Source organism: Streptomyces sp. NBC_00459 (genome assembly GCF_036013955.1).
Lineage (GTDB): Bacteria > Actinomycetota > Actinomycetes > Streptomycetales > Streptomycetaceae > Streptomyces.
In genome coordinates this window covers 740,143-759,631 of sequence record NZ_CP107903.1, presented here as the reverse complement: position 1 = coordinate 759,631, position 19,489 = coordinate 740,143, and the positions used below count along the sequence as shown (strand labels likewise).

The following is a 19,489-nucleotide window of genomic DNA, read 5'->3' as shown; positions in this document are numbered from 1 at the left end:
CCTTCGGCTCCCGAAAGGCTCTCGGCTCCCATGCCCTCCAGTTCTCATTCGCTCAACTCCTCCTCGGCCTCCGTTGTCGCCGCCCTGCGCGCGGCCGGCTGCGTCTTCGCCGAGGACGAGGCACGGTTGATACTCTCCGCCGCCCGTGATCCGGAGGAAGCGGCCGCCATGGTCGCCCGCCGGGCCTCGGGCCTGCCGCTCGAACACGTCCTCGGCTGGGCCGAGTTCAGCGGGCTGCGCATCACCGTCGAGCCCGGTGTCTTCGTGCCGCGCCGACGTACCGAGTTCCTCGTCGCCGAGGCACTTGTCCAGGCCCCGGACGCGTCCGTCGTCGTGGACCTGTGCTGCGGCTCGGGCGCGGTCGGCGCCGCGCTGGCCGCCGTACTCACCGGAGTCGAACTGCACGCCGCCGACATCGACCCCGTGGCCGTGCGCTGCGCCCACCGCAATGTCGCCGCGTACGGCGGCCACGCCCACGAGGGCGATCTGTTCGACGCCCTGCCCGTCGACCTGCGCGGCCGGGTCGGCATCCTCGCCGCCAACGTGCCCTACGTCCCCACCGAGGAGGTCGGTCTGCTGCCCCCGGAAGCCCGCGACCACGAACCCCTGGTCGCCCTGGACGGCGGCGGCGACGGCCTCGACGTGCTGCGGCGGGTCGCTGCGGGGGCATGGCATTGGCTGGCCCCCGGCGGCTGCCTCCTGATCGAGACGAGTGAACGCCAGGCACCGTCGGCGGTCGAGGCGTTCGAGGCGGCAGGTCTGGTGACCCGGCTCGCGGAGTCCGACGAGCTGTACGCGCATGTGGTGGTCGGGGTCCGGCCCTAGGCGCGCGCAACGGTCGGTGGCCGCCCGCGCGAGGGTGCTCGCCCGGACGGCCACCGACCGTGTGCGGTCCCGGCTCAGAGCCGATAGGGCTTGGAACGCCGGCGCAGTGCCCAGGCCGTTGCCACGACCCCGCACGCGACCAGCGCGCCGCCCGCCGCGAAGGTGAGGGTGCCGTAGTCCTTGGCCGCGCCGCCGAGTCCGCCCATGACTCCCCGGGTGGGGGAGGCAGTGGCGGAGATGGTGGGCGTCGAGGCCGTGCTGACGATGACGGCCTGGGAACCGGCGGTGGTGCCGTTCGCGCACCGCACGGTGACGGTGTAGGTGCCGGTGCCGACATTGGACCAGACGGCGGACTGGCCGGTGCTCGTCCCCGAGAGCGTGACCACACGCCCGTCGGTGAAGGTCCGCTGGCTGCTGTTGAGGAGCGAGGCGCTGCCGTAGCCGCTGCCGCTGGTGGTGGGGCATGCGCTGGTGGTCACCGAGACCGTGGATCCGCTGGTGCTCACGGAGATCCCGGCCGCCGAAGCCGTCGGGGCGGTGAGGGCCAGCGCGAGCACGGCGGCGGCTGCCACGGTCGGGCCGGATCGGAGGAGTAGGGGAACGGTTCGCATGTGGACTGCCCTTCGGGGGCACGGTTGGCGGTACGTCCCATGCGCCGCCGAGGGTCGGGGATCGCCCGTGCCGCCTCGGGGCCAGCCAAAGTGCTCCCGTCCCGACCCGCACCTGGACGGCCACCGGGCAGGTGACGGATTCGTTCGTACGGCGGACCGCTGATGGGCTGTCAAGGTGATCAGGGCCATGGCCCGACGGCATCGCGCTACGGCGCCGTCACCACCGTCCGCTCCGCCGAGAACCCGCCCCACGTCCCGTCCGGGAGCCGCGCCCTGATCCGCACCCGGTACGCGATCCCCGCGTCCCGGCCCGCGTAGAAGCTGTACGACGCCCGTTCGCGCGGAGCGGGCCCGCCCCACACGAGGGAGGTGGCCGGACGCCCGTCGAGCTGGATCTCGTACTCCGTGACGAGACCGTCCGCATGTGGCGGAATCCAGGACAGATCGAGGTAGTAGGCCCCGTCGGCGCGACGGGCCGTCGTGCGGAAGCCGGTGGGGGCGGTGGCGCGGCCGTCGTCGGTGCCGGGTGCGGTGGTGAGACGTACGGGGTCGCCGGCGGGGGAGATGTTGTCCGCGGCGTCGCGGGCGCGGACGGTGAAGGTGTAGCGGGTGCCCGGCCGCAGCCCGGTGACCACGGCCGTCGTCCGCTCCCCACTGACGGTGTGGATCCTCGACCCGCCCTGGTGGACGTCGTACGAGACCACCCCCTGTTCGTCCGTCGACGCGCCCCAGGACAGCTGGACCGACCGGCTGCCGGTGGGCCTGCCCCGGGTGCGGCCGGGACGGGTCGGGGCACTGGTGTCAGCGCCGGACGCGGCGGGGGTCGTCGTGCGGACGCCCTCGCTGAGTGGTCCGGCGCGCCCGTCGGTGTTCCGGGCCCGCACGGTGAAGACGTACGGCGTGGACGGGGCGAGGCCGACGATGTCCACCATGTGCTCCGAGCCGGGCACCTCCTTCACCTTCACCGTGCCGCGGTACACCTCGTACGCGGAGACCTCGGGCCCGTCCGGCGCCCGGTTCCACATCACGTGCGCGCTGGTCGCGCTGCCCGCGGCGGCCGTGACCCCGGCCGGGGCGGGCGGGAGTCGGCCGTCGGAGCCGCTCCCGTCCCCGCTCCAGGCGCAGGAGACGGTGAGCAGCAGTACCCCGCAGACGGACGTGACGTACCGGGCGACGCGTCGCACAGCTGCTCCCCCCTCCGTCCTCTCCTGCACGGTATTGGTCCGGACCAATATGGACCCGATGGGGTGGGCGCATCAAGAGGGGTGCGGCTGCTCTCTGCCTGCCGCGACTACGTATGCTGATGCCCATCAAGGCTGAACAGGCCCCGTTGTCAGGGCAGTTCATGTCATTGGCGCGGAACCGCTGTCGTCGCAGGACCCGCGCCGGCGCGGGCGGCCGGGCGGCCGGAGCCGACACGGGCTCAGGCGCCCGGCCCCTGTCGGGAGTTCGGTGTGTGCACCGTACGGCCCCCTAACGGTGGCCGCGTGACGCGACCGGCACCAGATTGGACCGAGTGTCCGTCAGTTCCCCCAGGAGAGGCCCCTATCGTGCGTGTCCAGACGCTGACGCTGGCCGTGGCCGGCGCCGCCCTGCTCGCCCCGACGACGCTGCCCACGTCCGTCCACCCGAACGAGCCGGTGCGGTACGAGGGCAGTGTCCGGGCCTCCGACCTGCTGGCCAAGGTGCGTGACTGCGTCCGCGTGTCCAACGGCTACTACCGCAGCGACGCCGGGGCCCACGCGGACATCCCCGTCTGCGGCACCGAGGACGTCGTCTTCTGGAAGGCCGACATGGACATCGACTGCGACGGTCAACCCGGTCCGCGGTGCAACGGGCGCACCGACCCTTACTTCGCCGACACCACCGCCTTCCAGCAGTCCGACGGCCGCTATCTGGACCCCGAACGCCTGCCGTTCATCGTCGTCCCGATGGCCGGCAGCATCTGGAACTACCGGGACTACGGCATCCGGGGCGGCTCGGTCGCGGCCGTCGTCTACAAGGACCGTGTGCAGTACGCGGTCGTCGGTGACACCGGCCCGCACGACATCATCGGCGAGGCGTCCTACGCCACCGCCGCGGCGCTGGGCATCAACCCCGACCCGCACGGCGGCGGAACGGCCTCCGGCGTCACGTACATCGTCTTCAAGAACTCCAGAGTGTCGCCGATCGAGAACCACGCGGCGGCGGTGGAGACGGGGGAGCGGCTGGCGAAGCAGTTCGTCGGCGCGAGTGCCGAGGGCGCTGCGGGCGCCGAGAGCGACGAGACCTTGGCAGACGACTGAGTCCGACCCGCTCCGGACGAACCGTTCCGGGAAAGGAGCGGCGGGCCGGTCCGCGAACCGCTCCCGCCGCTCCCTTCCCGCGTTCCCTCACACCTTCCGGTACGTGTACGCCTCCGAGGCCGCCGCCTCGACCGCCGCGAGGCCGGCTCCCGTGGAAGCCGTGACGATCGCGGCCACCGCACCCTCGACGAACGGGGCGTCCAGCAGGCGGGTGCCGTCCGGGAGTTCGTCGCCCTCCGCCAGGAGCGCCTTCACCGTGAGGACCGCGCTGCCCAGGTCCGTCAGGACGGCGACCCCGGCACCCCGGTCGACGGAACGGGCCGCCGCGGTGATCAGCTCGGCGCTCGTGCCGAAGTCGCCGGACTCGGTACCGCCCGCCGCGGCGACGGGAACGGTCGCACCGCCGCCGACGAGCGCGCGGGCCAAATCCGCCACCGAGGCCGCCACCGCCGCGCTGTGCGACACCAGCACGACCCCGACCAGTTGCCCGCCCTTCTCGCCGCTCACGCCGGTCCCGTCACTCACCGGCGGTCTCCGCGAGAGCCGCGATCAGCAGCGCCGCCGAGGTGGCCCCCGGGTCCTGGTGACCGATACTGCGCTCGCCGAGATAGCTCGCTCTGCCCTTCCGGGCCTGCAGGGGCGTGGTCGCGAGGGCGCCCTGTTCGGCGGCCGTGCGTGCGGCGGCGAACGAGTCGGCGAGGGCGTCCACGGTGGGCACGAGAGCGTCGATCATCGTCTTGTCGCCGGGGGCCGCCCCACCGAGCGCCATCACCGCGTCCACCCCGATGCGCAGCGCGTCCGTGAACTGTTCCGTGCTCACCTCGGCAGCTTCGCCGAGCGCCTTGCCCGTCCGGCGCAGCAACGTTCCGTACAGGGGGCCCGAGGCTCCGCCGACCGTCGAGATGAGCCGGCTTCCGGCGAGAACGAGGACGGCACCGGGGGTGTCCGGCACCTTCTCCGCCACGACGGTGGCCACGGCGTCGAAGCCGCGCCGCAGATTGCTGCCGTGGTCGGCGTCGCCGATCGGCGAGTCCAGGGCGGTGAGCCGCTCCGCCTCGCGGCCGACGGACACGGCCGTCGCCGTCATCCAGCGGCGGAAGAAGTCGGCGTCGAGCACTAGATCTCCTTGCGTGGTAGGTACGTCGGTCGCTGTCTCTCCCGGAGGGCGGGCCGCCTCCCCGGGCGACGACTGCCCTGTGCGTCCGCCGGGGCTCACATGCCCCAGCGCAGACCCGCCGTCCGCACCGGCGCGTCCCACAGGCGCAGCAGTTCCTCGTCGATCTCGCACAGGGTCACCGAGGCGCCGGCCATGTCGAGCGAGGTGACGTAGTTGCCGACGAGCGTGCGGGCAACGGACACTCCGCGCCCGGCCAGCACCCGCTGCACCTCGGCGTTGAACCCGTACAGCTCCAGCAGCGGCGTCGCGCCCATCCCGTTGACCAGGACCAGCACGGGATTGCGCGGGTTGAGATCCTCCAGTACGGCTTCCACCGCGAAGTCGGCGATCTCGCCCGAGGTCATCATCGGCCGCCGCTCCCGGCCCGGTTCGCCGTGGATGCCGACGCCCAACTCCAGTTGGCCCGGCGGCAGATCGAAGGTGGGGCTGCCCTTCGCCGGGGTGGTGCAGGCGCCGAGCGCGACGCCGAAGCTGCGGGAACTGTCGTTGACCTGCTGGGCGACGGAGCGCACCTGCTCCAACGGGCGGCCCTCGTCCGCCGCCGCACCGGCGATCTTCTCCACGAACAACGTGCCGCCCGTACCGCGCCGCCCGGCCGTGTAGAGGCTGTCGGTGACGGCGACGTCGTCGTTGACGAGGACCTTCGCCACCTGGATGCCCTCGTCCTCGGCGAGTTCGGCCGCCATGTCGAAGTTGAGGACGTCGCCGGTGTAGTTCTTCACCACGAACAGGACGCCTGCCCCGCTGTCCACGGCAGCCGCGGCCCGCACCATCTGATCGGGCACGGGAGACGTGAACACCTCACCCGGACAGGCCGCCGACAGCATCCCCGGCCCCACGAAGCCGCCGTGCAGCGGCTCGTGCCCCGATCCGCCACCGGATACGAGGGCCACTTTCCCGGCAACGGGCGCGTCCCGCCGTACGATCACCCGGTTCTCCACGTCGACGGTCAGCTCGGGATGCGCCGCTGCCATGCCCCGCAGTGCGTCCGCGACCACGGTCTCCGGAACGTTGATGAGCATCTTCATGGGTACCTCCTGGTGGGATCAAAAGATGGCCTCTGGCCTGTGTCTTTGCTGGTCAGAGTGGGTTACGTCAGTTGTCGATCTCGGCGGTGAACGGCGGTCGGGGGCGGGCTCTGGCGGGGCTGATGCTGACTCAATGCCGAGTTTTATGACGGAGTATCAGATGTAGTTGGCGTACGGGTTGACGATTTCAGATGCCTGCTCTCGGAAGTATCAACGCTGACCGGGCGCGGGGTCACGTGTGCGGACGCCGACGGGCCCGTGCGGGTCGCACCGATGTGCTCTGTGGTGATTCATCGAAGCGGTCAAGGTGTCTCCGCAGGCCCGCTGCCGCGGGTTTCTGTCGCATCTCCCGAGACGAGTTGGACCTCGGTCCGGAGGGCCGGGCCGACACGGCTGCCATCACTTGGGGCTTCAAGGACCTCACGGGCGAGGCACACTCCAGCTTTCTGGGACTGGCTCACGACTAACGGCAATCCCAACGCCGTTGGGCAGTGCGGAAACCGTGGTCCTGGATGGCGGAGGAAACTGCGATCACGCGGAGGGTGGTCGGCAGCAAGTGTCTGCCCGTGCGTTGGAAGGGGCCCGGGACCGATTCCGAGAGCGTAATGGTGTGACGCGGGACGCTCGTCGCGGGACAGCGGGGCTCATGCCCCGGCGTACAGCCCGACTTCCTCACTCTCGTCGAGGAGTGCCACTTCGGCCGCGCCGCGCAGCGCCTGCACGTGGCCCAGTCGGCCCTCTCCCAGCAGCTCAAGCAGATGGAGCGAGCTGGGCGCGCAGTTGTTCACGCGCGCAACTGCCGGGCGTGTCCCTGGAACTGCGCGGTGAGCTGCTCAATCCCGAACTGGTCGACGGACTGCTCGGAGGCAGCCACGACCTGGCCCTCCTGCGCACCGACACTCCGGTGGAGCCGCCGTCGAGGTCACCACCCTCCGGTCTGAACGGCTGGTGGCGGTCCTGCCCACCGGCCATCCGCCGGCAGGCCGGCGCGAGGTCCCCCTCGTGGCACTTGCCGACGAATCGATCGTCGTCCACCCCTCCCGTGACCGTTCCTCCATGCACGGCCGGGTCCTCGCAGCGTGCGCCCGGGCCGGCTTCGAACCGTCCGCTCCGGTCGAGGTCGGCGAGAGCGCGACGCTGGTCGTGTTCGTCGCAGCGGGCCACGGAGTCGCCCTGGTCCCGGAGTCGGTGCAGAGTCTCCGCCTCGACGGTGTGACGTACCTGCCGTTCGTCGAGACGGAAGCCGTCGACCTGGGTCTGGCGCGCCGAGCGGGCCCGAACTCACCGGCCGCGGAACAGGTCGCAGTGGTCATCGAGGCATGCGTGAGGCGGTGAGCAGCCGATCGAGCCTCGGTGGCGGCGTGGAGGGCAGGGCAGCGGGGCAGCAAGGCCCCAACTTGAGGTCCTGCTGCCCACTGCGCGGTCTATCCGTGGCGAGGGTCAGGCAGCTGCACGGGCGTCACCCCGGGGGCGTTTCTCATGTCTGGCCCGCGAGGGGACGCGCGGTCCCGCCAACACCCCCGTGACCTGGGGCCACTGCCGCTTCCGGTGCGCGGGGAACCAGCCCGACCAGCAGGGCGCCGATGACGCCGGGTACGGCGAGCGCGTAGAAGTTCCACTGGAACGCCAGGCCGGCTCCGATGATGACCCCGAGCAGCGGCGGGGCGAGCATCGAGCCGAGACGGCCGAACCCCAGCGTCCAGCCCATCGCCGTGGCGCCCATACGTACCGGATAGTGCTTGGAGACATAGGCGAGGACGAACGACTGCGTGCCCATCGCCCCGACACCACCCAGCGCGACGGCCGCGTACAGCACCGTCGTGGGCAGCCGCAGGCTGAGCAGTACGACGGCCATGCTGGACACGAGGTAGGTCGTCGTGATGATCGGTTTGGATCCGAATCGGTCGGCCGCCAGGGAGATGACGATGGTGCCGACGACGGCTCCGATGTTGAACACGAGGAGGAAGCCGAGCGAGGAGCCCGCGGAGTAGCCGGCGCGGCGCATGATCTCCGGGAGCCAGGTGTTGAAGCCGTAGATCATGAAGAGGCACAGGCACGTCATCACCAGGAAGCACACCGTCGCTCCGACGTAGCTGCGTGAGAAGAGTGCCCGTACCGGCGACAGGCTGCCCGTGTCGGTACCGGACGGGCTCTGCTCGGGCGCCGGTACGCCTTGCTGCGGGTCGTCCGAGGTGATGTTCCAGCGGTCCGCGATCCTGTCGGCCTCGGCGTGCCGTCCCTTCGCCCGGAGGAACGTGATCGATTCCGGCAGAAACCTGATGGCCAGCGGCAGGACGAGGAGCAGCGGGAGGAGGCCGAGGAGGAACATCACCTGCCAGCCGAACCGGGGCAGCGCGAAGATTCCGGTGAGGGCGGCGATGATGCCGCCTACGGGGAAGCCGCTGAAGAGGGTCGCGAAGACCAGGTTGCGCGTCCTGGGGTGCGAGTACTCACCCACCAGCGCGCTCGCGGTTGGCAGCACACCGCCGAGACCGAGGCCGGCGAGGAAGCGGAAGAGGCCGAACACCTCCGGCGAGGTGGCCGTCGCACACAGGCCTGTCATCACCGAGAACCAGATCAGGCAGCCGATCAGCATCTTGCGTCGGCCCAGAGTGTCGGTGAGCGTGCCGACCGTCGTGGCTCCGATGAGCATCCCGACGAGAGCGAATGAACCGATCAGACCGGCACCGGCGGGGGTGAGGCCCCAGCCGGGTTCGTGGAGCAGGGACGGAATCACCGCGCCGTAGACGACGACGTCGTACCCGTCGGCTACGACGGTGATCCCACAGATCGCGAGTACCAGCAGTGTCACGGGGGGCCAGGTGGCGTTGCCACGACTTCCTCTGCGGCTGTCTTCGTGCATGACGGTTCCTCTCACATGGCTCTGCTGTTGCGGTGAGGGTTCTCTCCGAGGCGAGGGCGGCGGCTCTTCCCGATGTTCCGGCGGCATCGTGTGTTACTCGCCTCGCACCGCTAAGTGTGCACACTGGTACGAGCCTGTAAAGGGTTACGTGCAGGAAAACGCTCTGCGCTGCCTGATTGATGCGATGTGACGAACCTGGGTGTATACACATCCGGTTTCGGGTGGGGTGAGGCTGCTCAGCGCGAGCCCTTCACGCCTCGGCGTCGGCCCCTCGGGCTCGCGAGATGCCGCGGGCGGCCAGCACGACCGCCGGCACCAGCAGGTGGGTCCGGGCATCGGCACCCACCACGGACAGGGCCGCGACGACGTGCCCTTTCGAGCCGGTGATCGGTGCCGCCACCGAGTAGGCGTCCGGGCTCATCTCCTCGCGCACGACGGCGACGCCGGTCCGCCGGCATTCCGCCAACACCACACGCAGTGCGGCGGGATCGGTGATGGTCCTGGGTGTGAAGCCGGAGAGGCCGTGCCGTGCGACCTCGTCGAACAGCTCCTCGCCGGCGTGGGCCAGCAGCACCTGCCCGACGGCGGACGCGTGCAGGGGCAGCCGTCCTCCGACCCCGGAGACCACCGGAACCGCTCCTGTCGTGGAGATCCGTTCGACGACGAGGGCGTCGGTGCCGTCGAGGACGGCCAGCTGTACGTGCTGCTGCGTGGCGGCGTGCAGGTCCTCCATCACCGGCATCGCCCGGACGCGCAGCGGCAGCCCCCGCGGGTTGAGGCTGCCCAGCTCCCACAGGCGCAGGCCGATGACGTAGGCGCCACTGGGGACACGTTCCAGTGCTCCCCACGCGGTCAGTTCGCCGACCAACCGGTGCGCGGTGGCGTGGCTGAGGCCGGTGATCCGGCATATCCGGGCGAGCGTCAGCTCCGGGCGCTGCGGCGTGTACGCCCCCAGGATCGCCAGGGCCCGCGAGGTGACCGTGCGCCCGCGGTCGTTGCTGTTGGCCGTCGTGGCTCCCTACTCGATGTCCATTCAGCGGACATCGTACTGACCCGGACGGGACCGATCGCGGAATCTCACCACCGGGCCCGCGAGGACCTTCACGGGATGACGCGAGGGAAACGCCGCTGTCGTCGGCTGCGGAGGTCGCCGCCGGTCCCACTCACCGATGAAAGGAGTCCGGGCATGGGCATGACCGTGACGCCGCGGGACCGCGGCGGTCATGACACCGACTCGGCAGACAGGTCGTTGATGCGTTTCGAGCACGAGACGCTGCCTCAGCGGGTGTGTTTCGCCTCGGGCGAGGCGGCGTCGACGCTACGGGCCGAGGTGGAGCGGCTCGGTGCCACGCGGGTGATGGTGATCGCTGCGGAGGCGGAGGCAGATCTTGCGCAGCAGGTCACCGCAGGCCTTCCGGTCGCGCTGCGGTGGAGTGAGGTGGTGATGCATGTTCCCGTGGAGGTCGCCGAGCGGGCACGTGCCGCCGCGGCCGTGCACGAGGTGGACTGCCTGGTCAGTGTCGGTGGAGGCTCCACCACCGGACTGGCGAAGGCGATCGCGTTGACCGCGGACCTGCCCATAGTGGCCGTCCCCACCACCTACGCGGGCTCGGAGGCCACGAGTGTGTGGGGTCTGACCGAGCGGGCCCGCAAGACCACGGGGGTGGACGCGCGAGTCCTGCCCCGCTCGGTGGTGTACGACGCGACGCTGACCGTGTCCTTGCCGGTGCCGATGAGTGTCGCCTCGGGGCTGAACGCGCTGGCGCACTGCGTCGACGCGATGTGGGGCCCTCGCGTCGATCCGATCGACCGGGCGCTGGCGGGGGAGGGGATCCACGCGTTGGCGACCGGGCTGCCCGCGGTGATGGCCGACCCGGCCGGCCTTCCGGGCCGCGAGCGGACGCTGTACGGGACGTACCTGTCGGCCGTGGCGTTCTCGTCGGCGGGATCGGGGCTGCACCACAAGATCTGCCACGTCCTCGGCGGCAGGTACGACCTGCCGCACGCCCAGACCCACGCGGTGGTGCTGCCGTACGTGCTGGCCTTCAACGCAACCCGCGCCCCGGAGGCCGAGCGGCGGATCGCGGCCGCGTTCGGAGCGCGCTCGGCGATCGAAGGACTCCAGCGCCTTCGGCACGACGTGGACGCGCCGAAGGCGCTGCGCGACTACGGGCTGAAGGAGTCCGATGTCGACGACGCGGTGCAGGCGGTCCTGGACGTGGTACCGGCCGGCAATCCGCGTCCGGTGACGGCCGGCTCTCTCCAGCGCCTGCTGCGTTTCGCCTGGCGGGGGACGGACCCGAGCACGATGACCGATGGCATGGAGGACTGATGACGACGAGTGAGCAGAACCGGACTGCCGAGCAGACTCAGCGTGAGCAGGCCCTGGTCGAGCAGGTCGTGGCCTCGTTCGAGACCGCGAAGGACCCGCGCCTGAAGCAGCTGACGCAGGCGCTGACCCGGCACCTGCACGCGTTCCTGCGCGAGGTGCGGCTGACCGAGGCGGAATGGGCGTCCGTGATCGAGTTCCTCACTGCGGCCGGGGACATCACCGACGACAAGCGGCAGGAGTTCATTCTGCTGTCGGACGTGTTCGGGGCGTCCATGCAGACGATCGCGATCAACAACGAGGCCTACGCGAATGCGACAGAGGCGACCGTGCTCGGGCCGTTCTTCGTCGAGGGCTCACCCGAGATCCCGCTGGGCGGGGACATCTCCTTCGGTGCCGCCGGGCAGCCGTGCTGGGTCGAGGGCACGGTCACCGGAACCGACGGCGAACCCGTGCCAGGTGCGCGCATCGAGGTGTGGGAAGCCGACGAGGACGGTTTCTACGACGTGCAGTACGACGACGACCGCATGGCGGCGCGGGGTCACCTCGTCGCCGACGAGCGGGGCCACTACCGGTTCTGGGCGATCACCCCGACGCCGTACCCGATCCCGCACGACGGCCCCGTCGGTGCGCTGCTGGCCGCGGTCGGCCGTTCCCCCATGCGCGCCTCACACCTGCACTTCGACGTCCGTGCCGACGGCAAGCGGACCCTGATCACCCACATCTTCGTCCGGGGCGACGAACTCCTCACCTCCGACGCCGTGTTCGGCGTCAAGGACTCGCTCATCCACGACTTCGTGGAGCATGCCGCGGCGACCCCCACCCCCGACGGACGCGACGTGGCAGGCCGTGCCTGGTCCAGCGTCCGCTTCGACATCGTCCTCGCTCCCGCACAGACAGGAGTCTGCGAATGAACAGACACGACAACCAGCACACGCCCGACCTGCGCGTGGCCGTGATCGGCGGAGGAATCGGCGGCCTCGCGACCGCGGCCTTCCTGCACCGGGCGGGGATCGAGGCGACGGTGTACGAGCAGGCTCCTGCCCTGACCGAGGTCGGTGCCGGTCTCGTCGTCTCTCCCAACGCCGTGCGACTGCTGGCCAGCCTCGGCCGACTGGACCGCTTCCGGGAACGCGCGGTGCCGCTGCGGGCCGGATGGGAGTTCCGGCGCTGGGAGGACGGGCGCGTGCTCTTCTCCCAGGAGCTCGGCGAGGAATGCGAACGGCGCTTCGGTGAGCAGAGCTACGTCGCGCACCGCGCCGATCTCCTCGCCGCGGTGCGGTCGGCCGTCCCCGAGGCGTCGCTGCGTCTGGGCCTGCGGCTCGCCGGCCTCCACCGACTCGACGAAGGCGTCGAGCTGACCTTCACCGACGGATCACGGGAGGTCGCCGACGTCGTCATCGGTGCCGACGGCGTGCACACCACCGTCGGTCGGTTCGTGGCAGAAGCGGAGGCACCACGCTTCTCGGGCATGTGCGCCTACCGCTCCCTCATACCGGCCCAGAGCGCGCCGGCCTTCGCACGCCGCCCGGTCCAGACCCTGTGGCTCGGCCCTGACCGCCACCTGGTGCACTACCCGATCTCCGCGGGCGCACAGATCAACATCGTCGCCTTCGGGCCCGCACACGACTGGACGACGGAATCCTGGTCGGCCGAGGGCCGGATCGAGGACCTGCGCGCCGAGTTCGCCGGGTGGTCCGAGGGCCTGACGGAACTGCTCGCGGCGGCGGAGCGCGTGGGGAGGTGGGCGCTGCTCGACCGTGATCCACTGCCCCGCTGGACGAACGGGCCCGTCGCGTTGCTGGGCGATGCGGCGCACCCGATGTTCCCCTTCTTCGCTCAGGGGGCGGCGCAGGCGATGGAGGATGCCGCCGTCCTGGCCGGCTGCCTCGCCGACCAGCCCGAAGAACCCTCTGCCGCGCTGCGCCGCTACGAGGACGTCCGTCGTCCGCGGGCCACCCGGGTGCAGCTGATGAGCCGGGGCAGGGCGGAGAGCAACCACCTGCCCGACGGGCCCGCGCAGAGGGCCAGGGACGCGTCGTTCGCGAACGAGGATCCCTTGGCGCACAACGGCTGGATCTACGGGCACGACGCGGAGCTGGCCCTGCGACAAGCACCGGTGTGAGTGCTCGGTCCGCGTGGAGGAACTGATTCTCGACCAGCCATCAGCGTCCTGGCTGTCGCCAACTCACCGCTGCGATTCACCGCCGGTGAAAGGGAGGTCTTCAATGCCGACAATCGAGACTGATCACTTCGAGATCCGTCAACTCGTCGAGAACTGGGCGCTGTGGCGTGACGCAGGCGACTGGGAACGGTTCGCCACCGTCTGGCACCCGGCAGACGGCTGGATGACAGCCACCTGGTTCCAGGGCCCGGCGACGGACTTCATCGCCGTGAGCCGGGAGGGATTCGACAACGGGGTCAGCATCCTGCACTTCCTCGGCGGGCACACCGCCGACGTGGTGGGTGACCGCGCCGTCGCCCAGACCAAGACGACCATCAACCAGCGGGCCATGGTCGACGGGGTGGAGGTCGACGTCGTCTGTACGGGACGCTTCTACGACTTCTGCGCCCGCCACGAGGGCGTGTGGAAGATCGTGCGCCGACAGCCGATCTACGAGAAGGACCGCCTCGACGTGGTCGATCCGTCCGCGTCGTTCAACCTGGACCCGCAGCTGCTGCGCCGCTTCCCGGTCGGCTACCGCCACCTCGGCTACCTGCAGACCAAGGCCGGCTTCACGGTGAAGGCCGGGCTGCCGGGCCTGACCGGTGACGTCGTCCAGAGCCTCTACGCCGAAGGGGCGAGTTGGCTGGCCGGTGCCGGCACCCCAGGCGATCCCCACTGACTCCAAGGAACGGTCCGCATGCAACGCTCAGAAAACTCCGAAACGCGACGCCTGACCGTGGGCATCTTCCCCGGCGCGGGCGCCGTCCATCTCTACCACGCCCTCGACTCCGGGTACTTCCAGAGGGCAGGACTGGAGGTGGACCTCGTCCAGGTCGTCTCCTCCGACCAGCAGATGGCCGGCTGGAACGACGGCGACTACGACATCATGCACACGTCTCCCGACCACCTCCTGCGCGGACTGCTGAAGCGGGACCCGGTGGCCGTCCAGGCCGAGGGTATGGGCGAACTCGCCGTGCACCGGCGTCCCGGCCCACCGTTGCCGACGGACCGGTGGGCGGTCGACAACGCGCAAAGCGCCTTCGCGTTCGTCCTGCGTGCCGTACTCACCGACATCGCCTGCGCGCCGGTCTCCGACGGCCAACTCGTATCGGTGGGCGGCACTCTGCAGAGGTTCCAGGCGCTGCCGACAGGCGCTGTGGACGGGACCACTCTCCATCCGCCCTTCGACGCCCTTGCCGCGGAGAAGGGGTACCCGCGTCTCGGCGGCCACCTTCAGGTGGCACCCGACATCCTCACCGGTGTGGTGGTGGTGCCGCGCACAGCCGCCACCACGCCGCACATCCGCGCCTACCGCGATGTCTGCCGGGTGAGCACGGCAGAGCTTCTGGCCTCCGGGGCGTCGGGCGTAGAAGCTGCTCTGGTGCGACACGGCTTGCCGAAGCCCGCCGCCCAGGCTGCGGCACCCGGCCTCCTCGGGCCCGCAGGGCTGTCCATCTCACCCGACGTGACCCTGCGTGGCATCGAGGCGGTGGCCGACCTGCGCCGCCGTTTCACTCCGGCCTGGCAGCCCTCCTGCCCGCTCCAGTCGCTGATCGGCCCCGGAGCGGAGCGCTGAGCCTCCCGACGGCACGGCGACCGCGACCACGTTCGAATAGTGGATACAGTGCAGCCCCGCCCTTGGTGCGGTCAGCGAGGGAAAGAACCGGCAGGGAATGCTCCCTGCCGGTTTTGGCGTACCACCACTGCATACACCTGGGTAGACTCCGGGTATGAGCAGGAGGAGGGGCGAGACCCCTGAGGAACCACGGTCGGCGGACAACGGAAGCAGTGCGTCGCAGGTCCCGTTCGAGTCGACGGGCGGGACACCCGGGCCGGCCGCGGGCGGGCGCCGACTCGCCCTCGACGTCCACGGACGCCTGCGGGGGATGATCCTCAGCGGTGAACTGCCGCCGGGGTCTGCGCTGCTCCAGGCCGAGATGGCACGGAAGCTGGGCGTCAGCCGCACGCCGATGCGCGAGGCGTTCCGGCTGCTCCAGGAAGAGGGGCTCATCGACGCGCAGCCCGACCAGCGGGCGAGGGTGCGGGCGGTGGACCCGGAGGACCTCGACGGCGTCTATGGGGCCCGCATCATGCTCGAAGCCCTCGCAGTGAGCGTGACGGCCAAGTCGCTTGCGCCCGGGGACCTCCAGCGCATGGGCGAAGCACTGAAGCGTATGCAGGAACTGGCGGGCGACGACCGGCCGGACGAGTGGCATGCGGCGCACAGGGAATTCCACCGCATTCCGACGCAGGCTGTGGGACCGCATCTGCAGCGGATGCTCGAGTCGCTCGGCGAGCACAGCGAGCGCTACATCCGGCTGGCCCAACTGGGCGTACCCAGCTCATGGGCACGGGCGCACGCAGAGCACGAAGCACTGCTGGAGGCGCTGCGACAGAGCGACCAGGACGAAGCGGTACGCGTGATGGCTCGCCATCTCGCGCGTACCGCCTTGAACGTGCTGGCGGACGTCGCGCCGGAGTACGAACCCGCGGCCACGCGCACTGCGCTGGGGATCGCGGGCAACGGGCAGTCCTGACGCCCTGCCTGCCTGCCGGGCGGGCTGTGGCGGGCCGTCTTCCGGTGCCCTGCTTCTCGAACCGACCCGCCCGGGACGGACTCACGGATACGTCCGTCGGCGTGGACACGGAGGGAGAGGCGGCGCGTTGCCGTAGCGGTGCTCAGAAACCTCGTCACCGCTGGGGAAACGCTCGACCGGAGCACAACGCCGGCTGAGCCAGGCTGCCGTGACCCGGTCGACCTCACCCGGCCCCGCCTTTTGGGGGTGACGACACCACGTCGTCACCCGGAAGCCCCGTCGGACCGACCGGGGCCGGCTTCTACACGCTCCAGTCCCCGGGGCCCAGAGTGAGCGCAACCCGCCCGAGGCTGCTGTCGTCCTCCATGTAGCGGTGGGCGTCGGCAGCCCGGGCGATGGGGAAGGTGCGGTCGACGACAGCGCGGAAGCCGCGCTCGACCTCGGTCCACAGCGCGTCGACCGCGGCGGCGTTTCCGGTGCGTACGCCGATGATGCGGTGACAGTCGGAGTACAGGCGCCGCAGATCGATCTGGACCTTGCCGCCGAGGAACGCACCGGAGGTGACCACGGTGCCGCCGCGGGCCAGTGTGTCGAGGGTGGCGTCCCAGATCGCCGGGTCACCGAGGTTGTCGACGGCGATGTCCACGCCGTGACCGCCGGTGGCCTCGCGCACGCGGTCGACGAGGTCGGGGGCGGTGGTGTCGAGTACGACTTCGGCGCCGGCCGCGGCCAGAGCCTTGCGCTTTTCCGCCGAGCGCGAGGTGGCGATGATCCTCGCGCCGAGGTGCTGGGCGTAGGCGGCGGTGGTGGAGCCGAGGGCGGAGGCGGCGCCCTGGACCAGTACCCACTGCCCGGGGCACAGTCCCGCCTGGGTCAGCTGGTTGGCGGCTACCGCGCCGACGAGTGCCAGGGATGCCGCCATCGCGGCGGGAATGTCGTGCGGCACCTGGTGAACGTTGCGCGCGGGCACCGCACAGTACTCGGCGTACGCACCGGGGCGATGGGTGCCTATCACGCCCAGGTCGGGACAGACTTCCTCGCGGCCCTCCAGGCAGAAGGCGCAGCTGCCGCAGGCGACTGCGGGAAACACGGCGACGCGGTCCCCGACCCGGACGGAGTCCACACCTTCACCCGCAGCGGCGACGACGCCCGCATGGTCGGCGCCGAGCACGTGGGGCGGCTCGATCTTGGCGTAGGGGTGGTTGCCCGCGCGGGCCGTGAGGTCGAGCAGTCGGCCGATGCCGACCGCAGCGACCTGGACGAGGACCTCGCCCGGACCGGGCCGGGGCGTCGCGATCGTGGCCTGCTCCAGCACGTCGGGTGGTCCGAATCGATGGAACACCATGGCCCGCATCGCGTCGGGCACGGGCAGCAGGTCCGGCCAGCCCAGTTCGGAAGCCGTGTTGTTCATGACGCCACCACCGTGTTCTCCAGGCGACCGATCCGCTCGATCTCGACGACGACCGCGTCCCCGGCGGTCAGGAACTCCCCGCGCGGCGCTCCGACGCCGGCCGGTGTGCCGGTGAGGATGACGTCCCCGGGCTCGAGCCGGGTGAGGCGGCTGGCCGCCGCGACCACTTCTGCTGTCGGCACCATCATCTGCGCCGTCGAGGAGTCCTGCTTCACCACACCGTTGACACTCAACCGGATCCGCAGGTTCTGCGGGTCGGGGATCTGCCAGGCGGGCACGACTCCCGGGCCGAGCGGGCAGAAGCCGTCCTGGCCCTTGTGGCCGACCCAGTCGTAGGTGAACGGCTTGCCCACCGGCTTGGGGGCGGTGAGCCGGTCTCTGGCCGAGATGTCGTTCGCCGCCAGGTAACCGGCCACGTGATCGAGGGCCTGCTCGGGCGAGAGGTTGCGGCCGGTGCGGCCGATGACGACGGCGAGTTCCGCCTCCCAGTCGACGCGGGCGCCCGGGTAGGAGGGCAGTGGAACAGGGTCTCCCGGTCCGGTCACGGTCGTCGTGGGCGGCTTGAGGAAGAAGAACGGATCACCCAGTTCATCCGGCGGCTCCACGCCCATCTCGGCACAGTGGTCCCAGTAGTTGGCGCCCGCGCAGAGAACCTTGCCCGGGTAGGTGAGCGGGGGAGCGAGCCAAGCACCGGCGATGACGTCCGAATCCGCCGGGGCCCATTCCCGCAGCAGTGGTGCGAGAGAGTCCCATCGGCTCAGCACCTCCATCAGCGACAGGCCTTCCGTCCCGGGCGGCCCCTGGACGATGCTCCCTCCCACGCTCACACCTACGGCGAGCTTCTCCGAGTCGTCCACCCGGTACTGCACCAGCGACCATTCAGAAAATTGCATGATTCCTCCGACACGCGGCTCTCTCAAGGAAACAGAACCATAGTGGATACACATTGGCCACGGAAGGGGGCGTGATGTGTGGAGCTGGGGTTGATGGAGGAGATGCTCGCATGATTTTTGGGTAATTAGGCGTTAAATATCCCCTGGGTTCTAGACGCGCCACCTGGGGAGTGTACACACTTAGGGAGGTGTGGTGCGTGAGTGACGCAGGTCCACCGGAACCATGAGGAGCACAAAATGTTGCGTGTCAAAGGCCTCCTGCACTACGGACTCCAAGTGCCCTCGCTGGAGACGGGCGCGAGCTTCTACGACGCGTTCGGACTAGAGACGGCGGAGCGCGGCAACGCGGTCGTGATCCGTTGCGACGGACGTGAGCAGGATCAGGCGGTGCTGATGGAGGGGTCGGCCAAGCGGCTCCATCACGTGGCCTTCGCGGTCGAACCGGACTCACTGCCGGAGTGGCAGCGCCACGTCGAGGGCATGGGGCTGAAGCTGCTGGACGCGCCGGCCGAGGTGCCCGGCGGACTGTGGCTGCGGGATCACGAGGGAAATCTGATCAACCTCCGTGACGAGGGGATCGCTTCCTGGCGCGAGTTCGGCACCACGGACGCGCAGGACGCCAATGTCGGAGACCGCGTCCGGCGGGTCGATCAGGCTCGCTGGCTGACCGCGAGGGAGAAGGCCCGCCCCCAGCGTCTGGGGCACATGCTGATCTTCAGTTCCGATGTGGGCGCCTCCGAGGCCTTCTACACCCGCACACTCGGGCTGCGCCTGTCGGACCGCATCATCAACGGGCCGGTTTTCATGAATTCGGGACCCGGCGACCACCATGTCTTCGGCTTCGTCCCGGCGACACACCCTGGCCTGCACCACTCCAGCTGGATGGTGTCGGACATCGACCAGATCGCCCGGGGCGCGCAGGACATGGCCTCCGTGGGCTACGCGAAGGGCTGGGGCCTGGGCCGCCACACTCTCGGCTCGAACCTGTTCCACTACATCCAGGACCCCTGGGGCAGCTGGATCGAGTACTCCAGCGACATGGACTGCATCACCGAGAACTGGCAGCCGAACGACTGGGACTGCCCGGAAGCCGTCTGGAGCCCCGAGGTGCCGGCCGACTTCATCACCAACCAGGAGGAGAAGCCCGCCTGATCGTTGCCCCCAACGCCCCGTGTCGCCGACTGCTCGCCTCACAGGGGCGGCGTCTGGACGGCGTGGGGCGTTCGCCGGTTCGCGCGGGGACGGCCATCTGGGTCGGTTGATCGAGGACGCCGGCCTGGCACCGCTGTGGACACAAGCCAGTGAACTCATGCCGATATCTCCGCAGCCGACCGCAGTCCCGCATCTGTGGCGGTGGGCGGAA

General features: G+C 70.3%; 19 protein-coding genes. 10 read left to right on the top strand and 9 right to left on the bottom strand.

What is annotated here, in order from left to right:
- Nucleotides 1-30 precede the first annotated feature (30 nt).
- Nucleotides 31-825 (top strand): putative protein N(5)-glutamine methyltransferase, encoded by a 795-nt coding sequence (locus OHN74_RS03135; protein ID WP_327692965.1) that lies wholly within the window; start codon nt 31-33, stop codon nt 823-825.
- 74 nt (nt 826-899) lie between these two features.
- Here OHN74_RS03135 and OHN74_RS03130 read toward each other — a convergent pair whose 3' ends face one another.
- Both OHN74_RS03130 and OHN74_RS03125 read right to left on the bottom strand, forming a co-directional pair.
- On the bottom strand, nt 900-1,436 hold the full coding sequence (locus OHN74_RS03130; RefSeq protein ID WP_327692964.1) for a hypothetical protein: 537 nt from the start codon (nt 1,434-1,436) through the stop codon (nt 900-902).
- 206 nt (nt 1,437-1,642) lie between these two features.
- Complete coding sequence (locus OHN74_RS03125; protein WP_327692963.1) at nt 1,643-2,620, bottom strand: fibronectin type III domain-containing protein; 978 nt, start codon at nt 2,618-2,620, stop codon at nt 1,643-1,645.
- A gap of 366 nt (nt 2,621-2,986) precedes the next feature.
- On the opposite strand from OHN74_RS03125, the gene OHN74_RS03120 reads away from it, so the two are divergent.
- Entirely contained in the window at nt 2,987-3,721 is a 735-nt protein-coding gene (locus OHN74_RS03120) for a glycoside hydrolase family 75 protein (protein ID WP_327692962.1), read from the top strand.
- An 87-nt stretch (nt 3,722-3,808) separates the two neighbouring features.
- On the opposite strand, the gene OHN74_RS03115 is transcribed toward OHN74_RS03120, so the two are convergent.
- The 3 genes from OHN74_RS03115 to dhaK form a co-directional block, all read right to left on the bottom strand.
- Nucleotides 3,809-4,246 carry a PTS-dependent dihydroxyacetone kinase phosphotransferase subunit DhaM gene (locus tag OHN74_RS03115; protein ID WP_443060336.1) on the bottom strand — a complete coding sequence of 146 codons (438 nt, stop codon included), beginning with the start codon at nt 4,244-4,246 and terminating at the stop codon, nt 3,809-3,811.
- Complete coding sequence (dhaL, locus tag OHN74_RS03110) at nt 4,239-4,838, bottom strand: dihydroxyacetone kinase subunit DhaL (RefSeq protein WP_327692961.1); 600 nt, start codon at nt 4,836-4,838, stop codon at nt 4,239-4,241. Before dhaL ends, OHN74_RS03115 begins: the two co-directional genes overlap by 8 nt.
- A 95-nt stretch (nt 4,839-4,933) precedes the next feature.
- Nucleotides 4,934-5,926 carry a dihydroxyacetone kinase subunit DhaK gene (gene dhaK, locus OHN74_RS03105; RefSeq protein ID WP_327692960.1) on the bottom strand — a complete coding sequence of 331 codons (993 nt, stop codon included), beginning with the start codon at nt 5,924-5,926 and terminating at the stop codon, nt 4,934-4,936.
- 948 nt (nt 5,927-6,874) lie between these two features.
- Between dhaK and OHN74_RS03100 the strand changes: the two genes are divergently transcribed.
- A complete protein-coding gene (locus OHN74_RS03100; RefSeq protein ID WP_327692959.1) occupies nt 6,875-7,261 on the top strand; it encodes a LysR family substrate-binding domain-containing protein in 387 nt (128 codons plus the stop codon).
- 142 nt (nt 7,262-7,403) lie between these two features.
- On the opposite strand, the gene OHN74_RS03095 is transcribed toward OHN74_RS03100, so the two are convergent.
- Both OHN74_RS03095 and OHN74_RS03090 read right to left on the bottom strand, forming a co-directional pair.
- A complete protein-coding gene (locus OHN74_RS03095) occupies nt 7,404-8,789 on the bottom strand; it encodes an MFS transporter (protein WP_327692958.1) in 1,386 nt (461 codons plus the stop codon).
- Between the two features lie 250 nt (nt 8,790-9,039).
- Nucleotides 9,040-9,753 carry an IclR family transcriptional regulator gene (locus tag OHN74_RS03090; protein WP_327699960.1) on the bottom strand — a complete coding sequence of 238 codons (714 nt, stop codon included), beginning with the start codon at nt 9,751-9,753 and terminating at the stop codon, nt 9,040-9,042.
- Between the two features lie 288 nt (nt 9,754-10,041).
- Here OHN74_RS03090 and OHN74_RS03085 point away from each other — a divergent pair, with 288 nt between their 5' ends.
- The 6 genes from OHN74_RS03085 (at nt 10,042) to OHN74_RS03060 (ending at nt 15,822) form a co-directional block, all read left to right on the top strand.
- Nucleotides 10,042-11,121, top strand: coding sequence for a maleylacetate reductase (locus OHN74_RS03085; protein WP_327699959.1), 1,080 nt, complete (start codon nt 10,042-10,044; stop codon nt 11,119-11,121).
- Nucleotides 11,121-12,032, top strand: coding sequence for a dioxygenase family protein (locus OHN74_RS03080; protein WP_327692957.1), 912 nt, complete (start codon nt 11,121-11,123; stop codon nt 12,030-12,032). Before OHN74_RS03085 ends, OHN74_RS03080 begins: the two co-directional genes overlap by 1 nt.
- Nucleotides 12,029-13,243, top strand: a complete 1,215-nt coding sequence (locus OHN74_RS03075) for an FAD-dependent monooxygenase (RefSeq protein ID WP_327692956.1) — start codon at nt 12,029-12,031, stop codon at nt 13,241-13,243. Before OHN74_RS03080 ends, OHN74_RS03075 begins: the two co-directional genes overlap by 4 nt.
- A 103-nt stretch (nt 13,244-13,346) precedes the next feature.
- Nucleotides 13,347-13,964: a nuclear transport factor 2 family protein gene (locus tag OHN74_RS03070; RefSeq protein ID WP_327692955.1), complete on the top strand. Its 618-nt coding sequence runs from the start codon at nt 13,347-13,349 to the stop codon at nt 13,962-13,964.
- Nucleotides 13,965-13,982: 18 nt separating this feature from the next.
- A complete protein-coding gene (locus OHN74_RS03065; protein WP_327692954.1) occupies nt 13,983-14,861 on the top strand; it encodes an ABC transporter substrate-binding protein in 879 nt (292 codons plus the stop codon).
- Between the two features lie 154 nt (nt 14,862-15,015).
- A complete protein-coding gene (locus OHN74_RS03060) occupies nt 15,016-15,822 on the top strand; it encodes a GntR family transcriptional regulator (RefSeq protein WP_327692953.1) in 807 nt (268 codons plus the stop codon).
- A gap of 301 nt (nt 15,823-16,123) precedes the next feature.
- Here OHN74_RS03060 and OHN74_RS03055 read toward each other — a convergent pair whose 3' ends face one another.
- Nucleotides 16,124-17,233, bottom strand: a complete 1,110-nt coding sequence (locus tag OHN74_RS03055; protein WP_327692952.1) for a zinc-binding dehydrogenase — start codon at nt 17,231-17,233, stop codon at nt 16,124-16,126.
- Nucleotides 17,230-18,126: a fumarylacetoacetate hydrolase family protein gene (locus tag OHN74_RS03050; RefSeq protein WP_327692951.1), complete on the bottom strand. Its 897-nt coding sequence runs from the start codon at nt 18,124-18,126 to the stop codon at nt 17,230-17,232. Before OHN74_RS03050 ends, OHN74_RS03055 begins: the two co-directional genes overlap by 4 nt.
- Nucleotides 18,127-18,363: 237 nt before the next feature.
- Between OHN74_RS03050 and OHN74_RS03045 the strand changes: the two genes are divergently transcribed.
- Nucleotides 18,364-19,278 carry a VOC family protein gene (locus OHN74_RS03045; protein WP_327692950.1) on the top strand — a complete coding sequence of 305 codons (915 nt, stop codon included), beginning with the start codon at nt 18,364-18,366 and terminating at the stop codon, nt 19,276-19,278.
- Nucleotides 19,279-19,489: the final 211 nt, after the last annotated feature.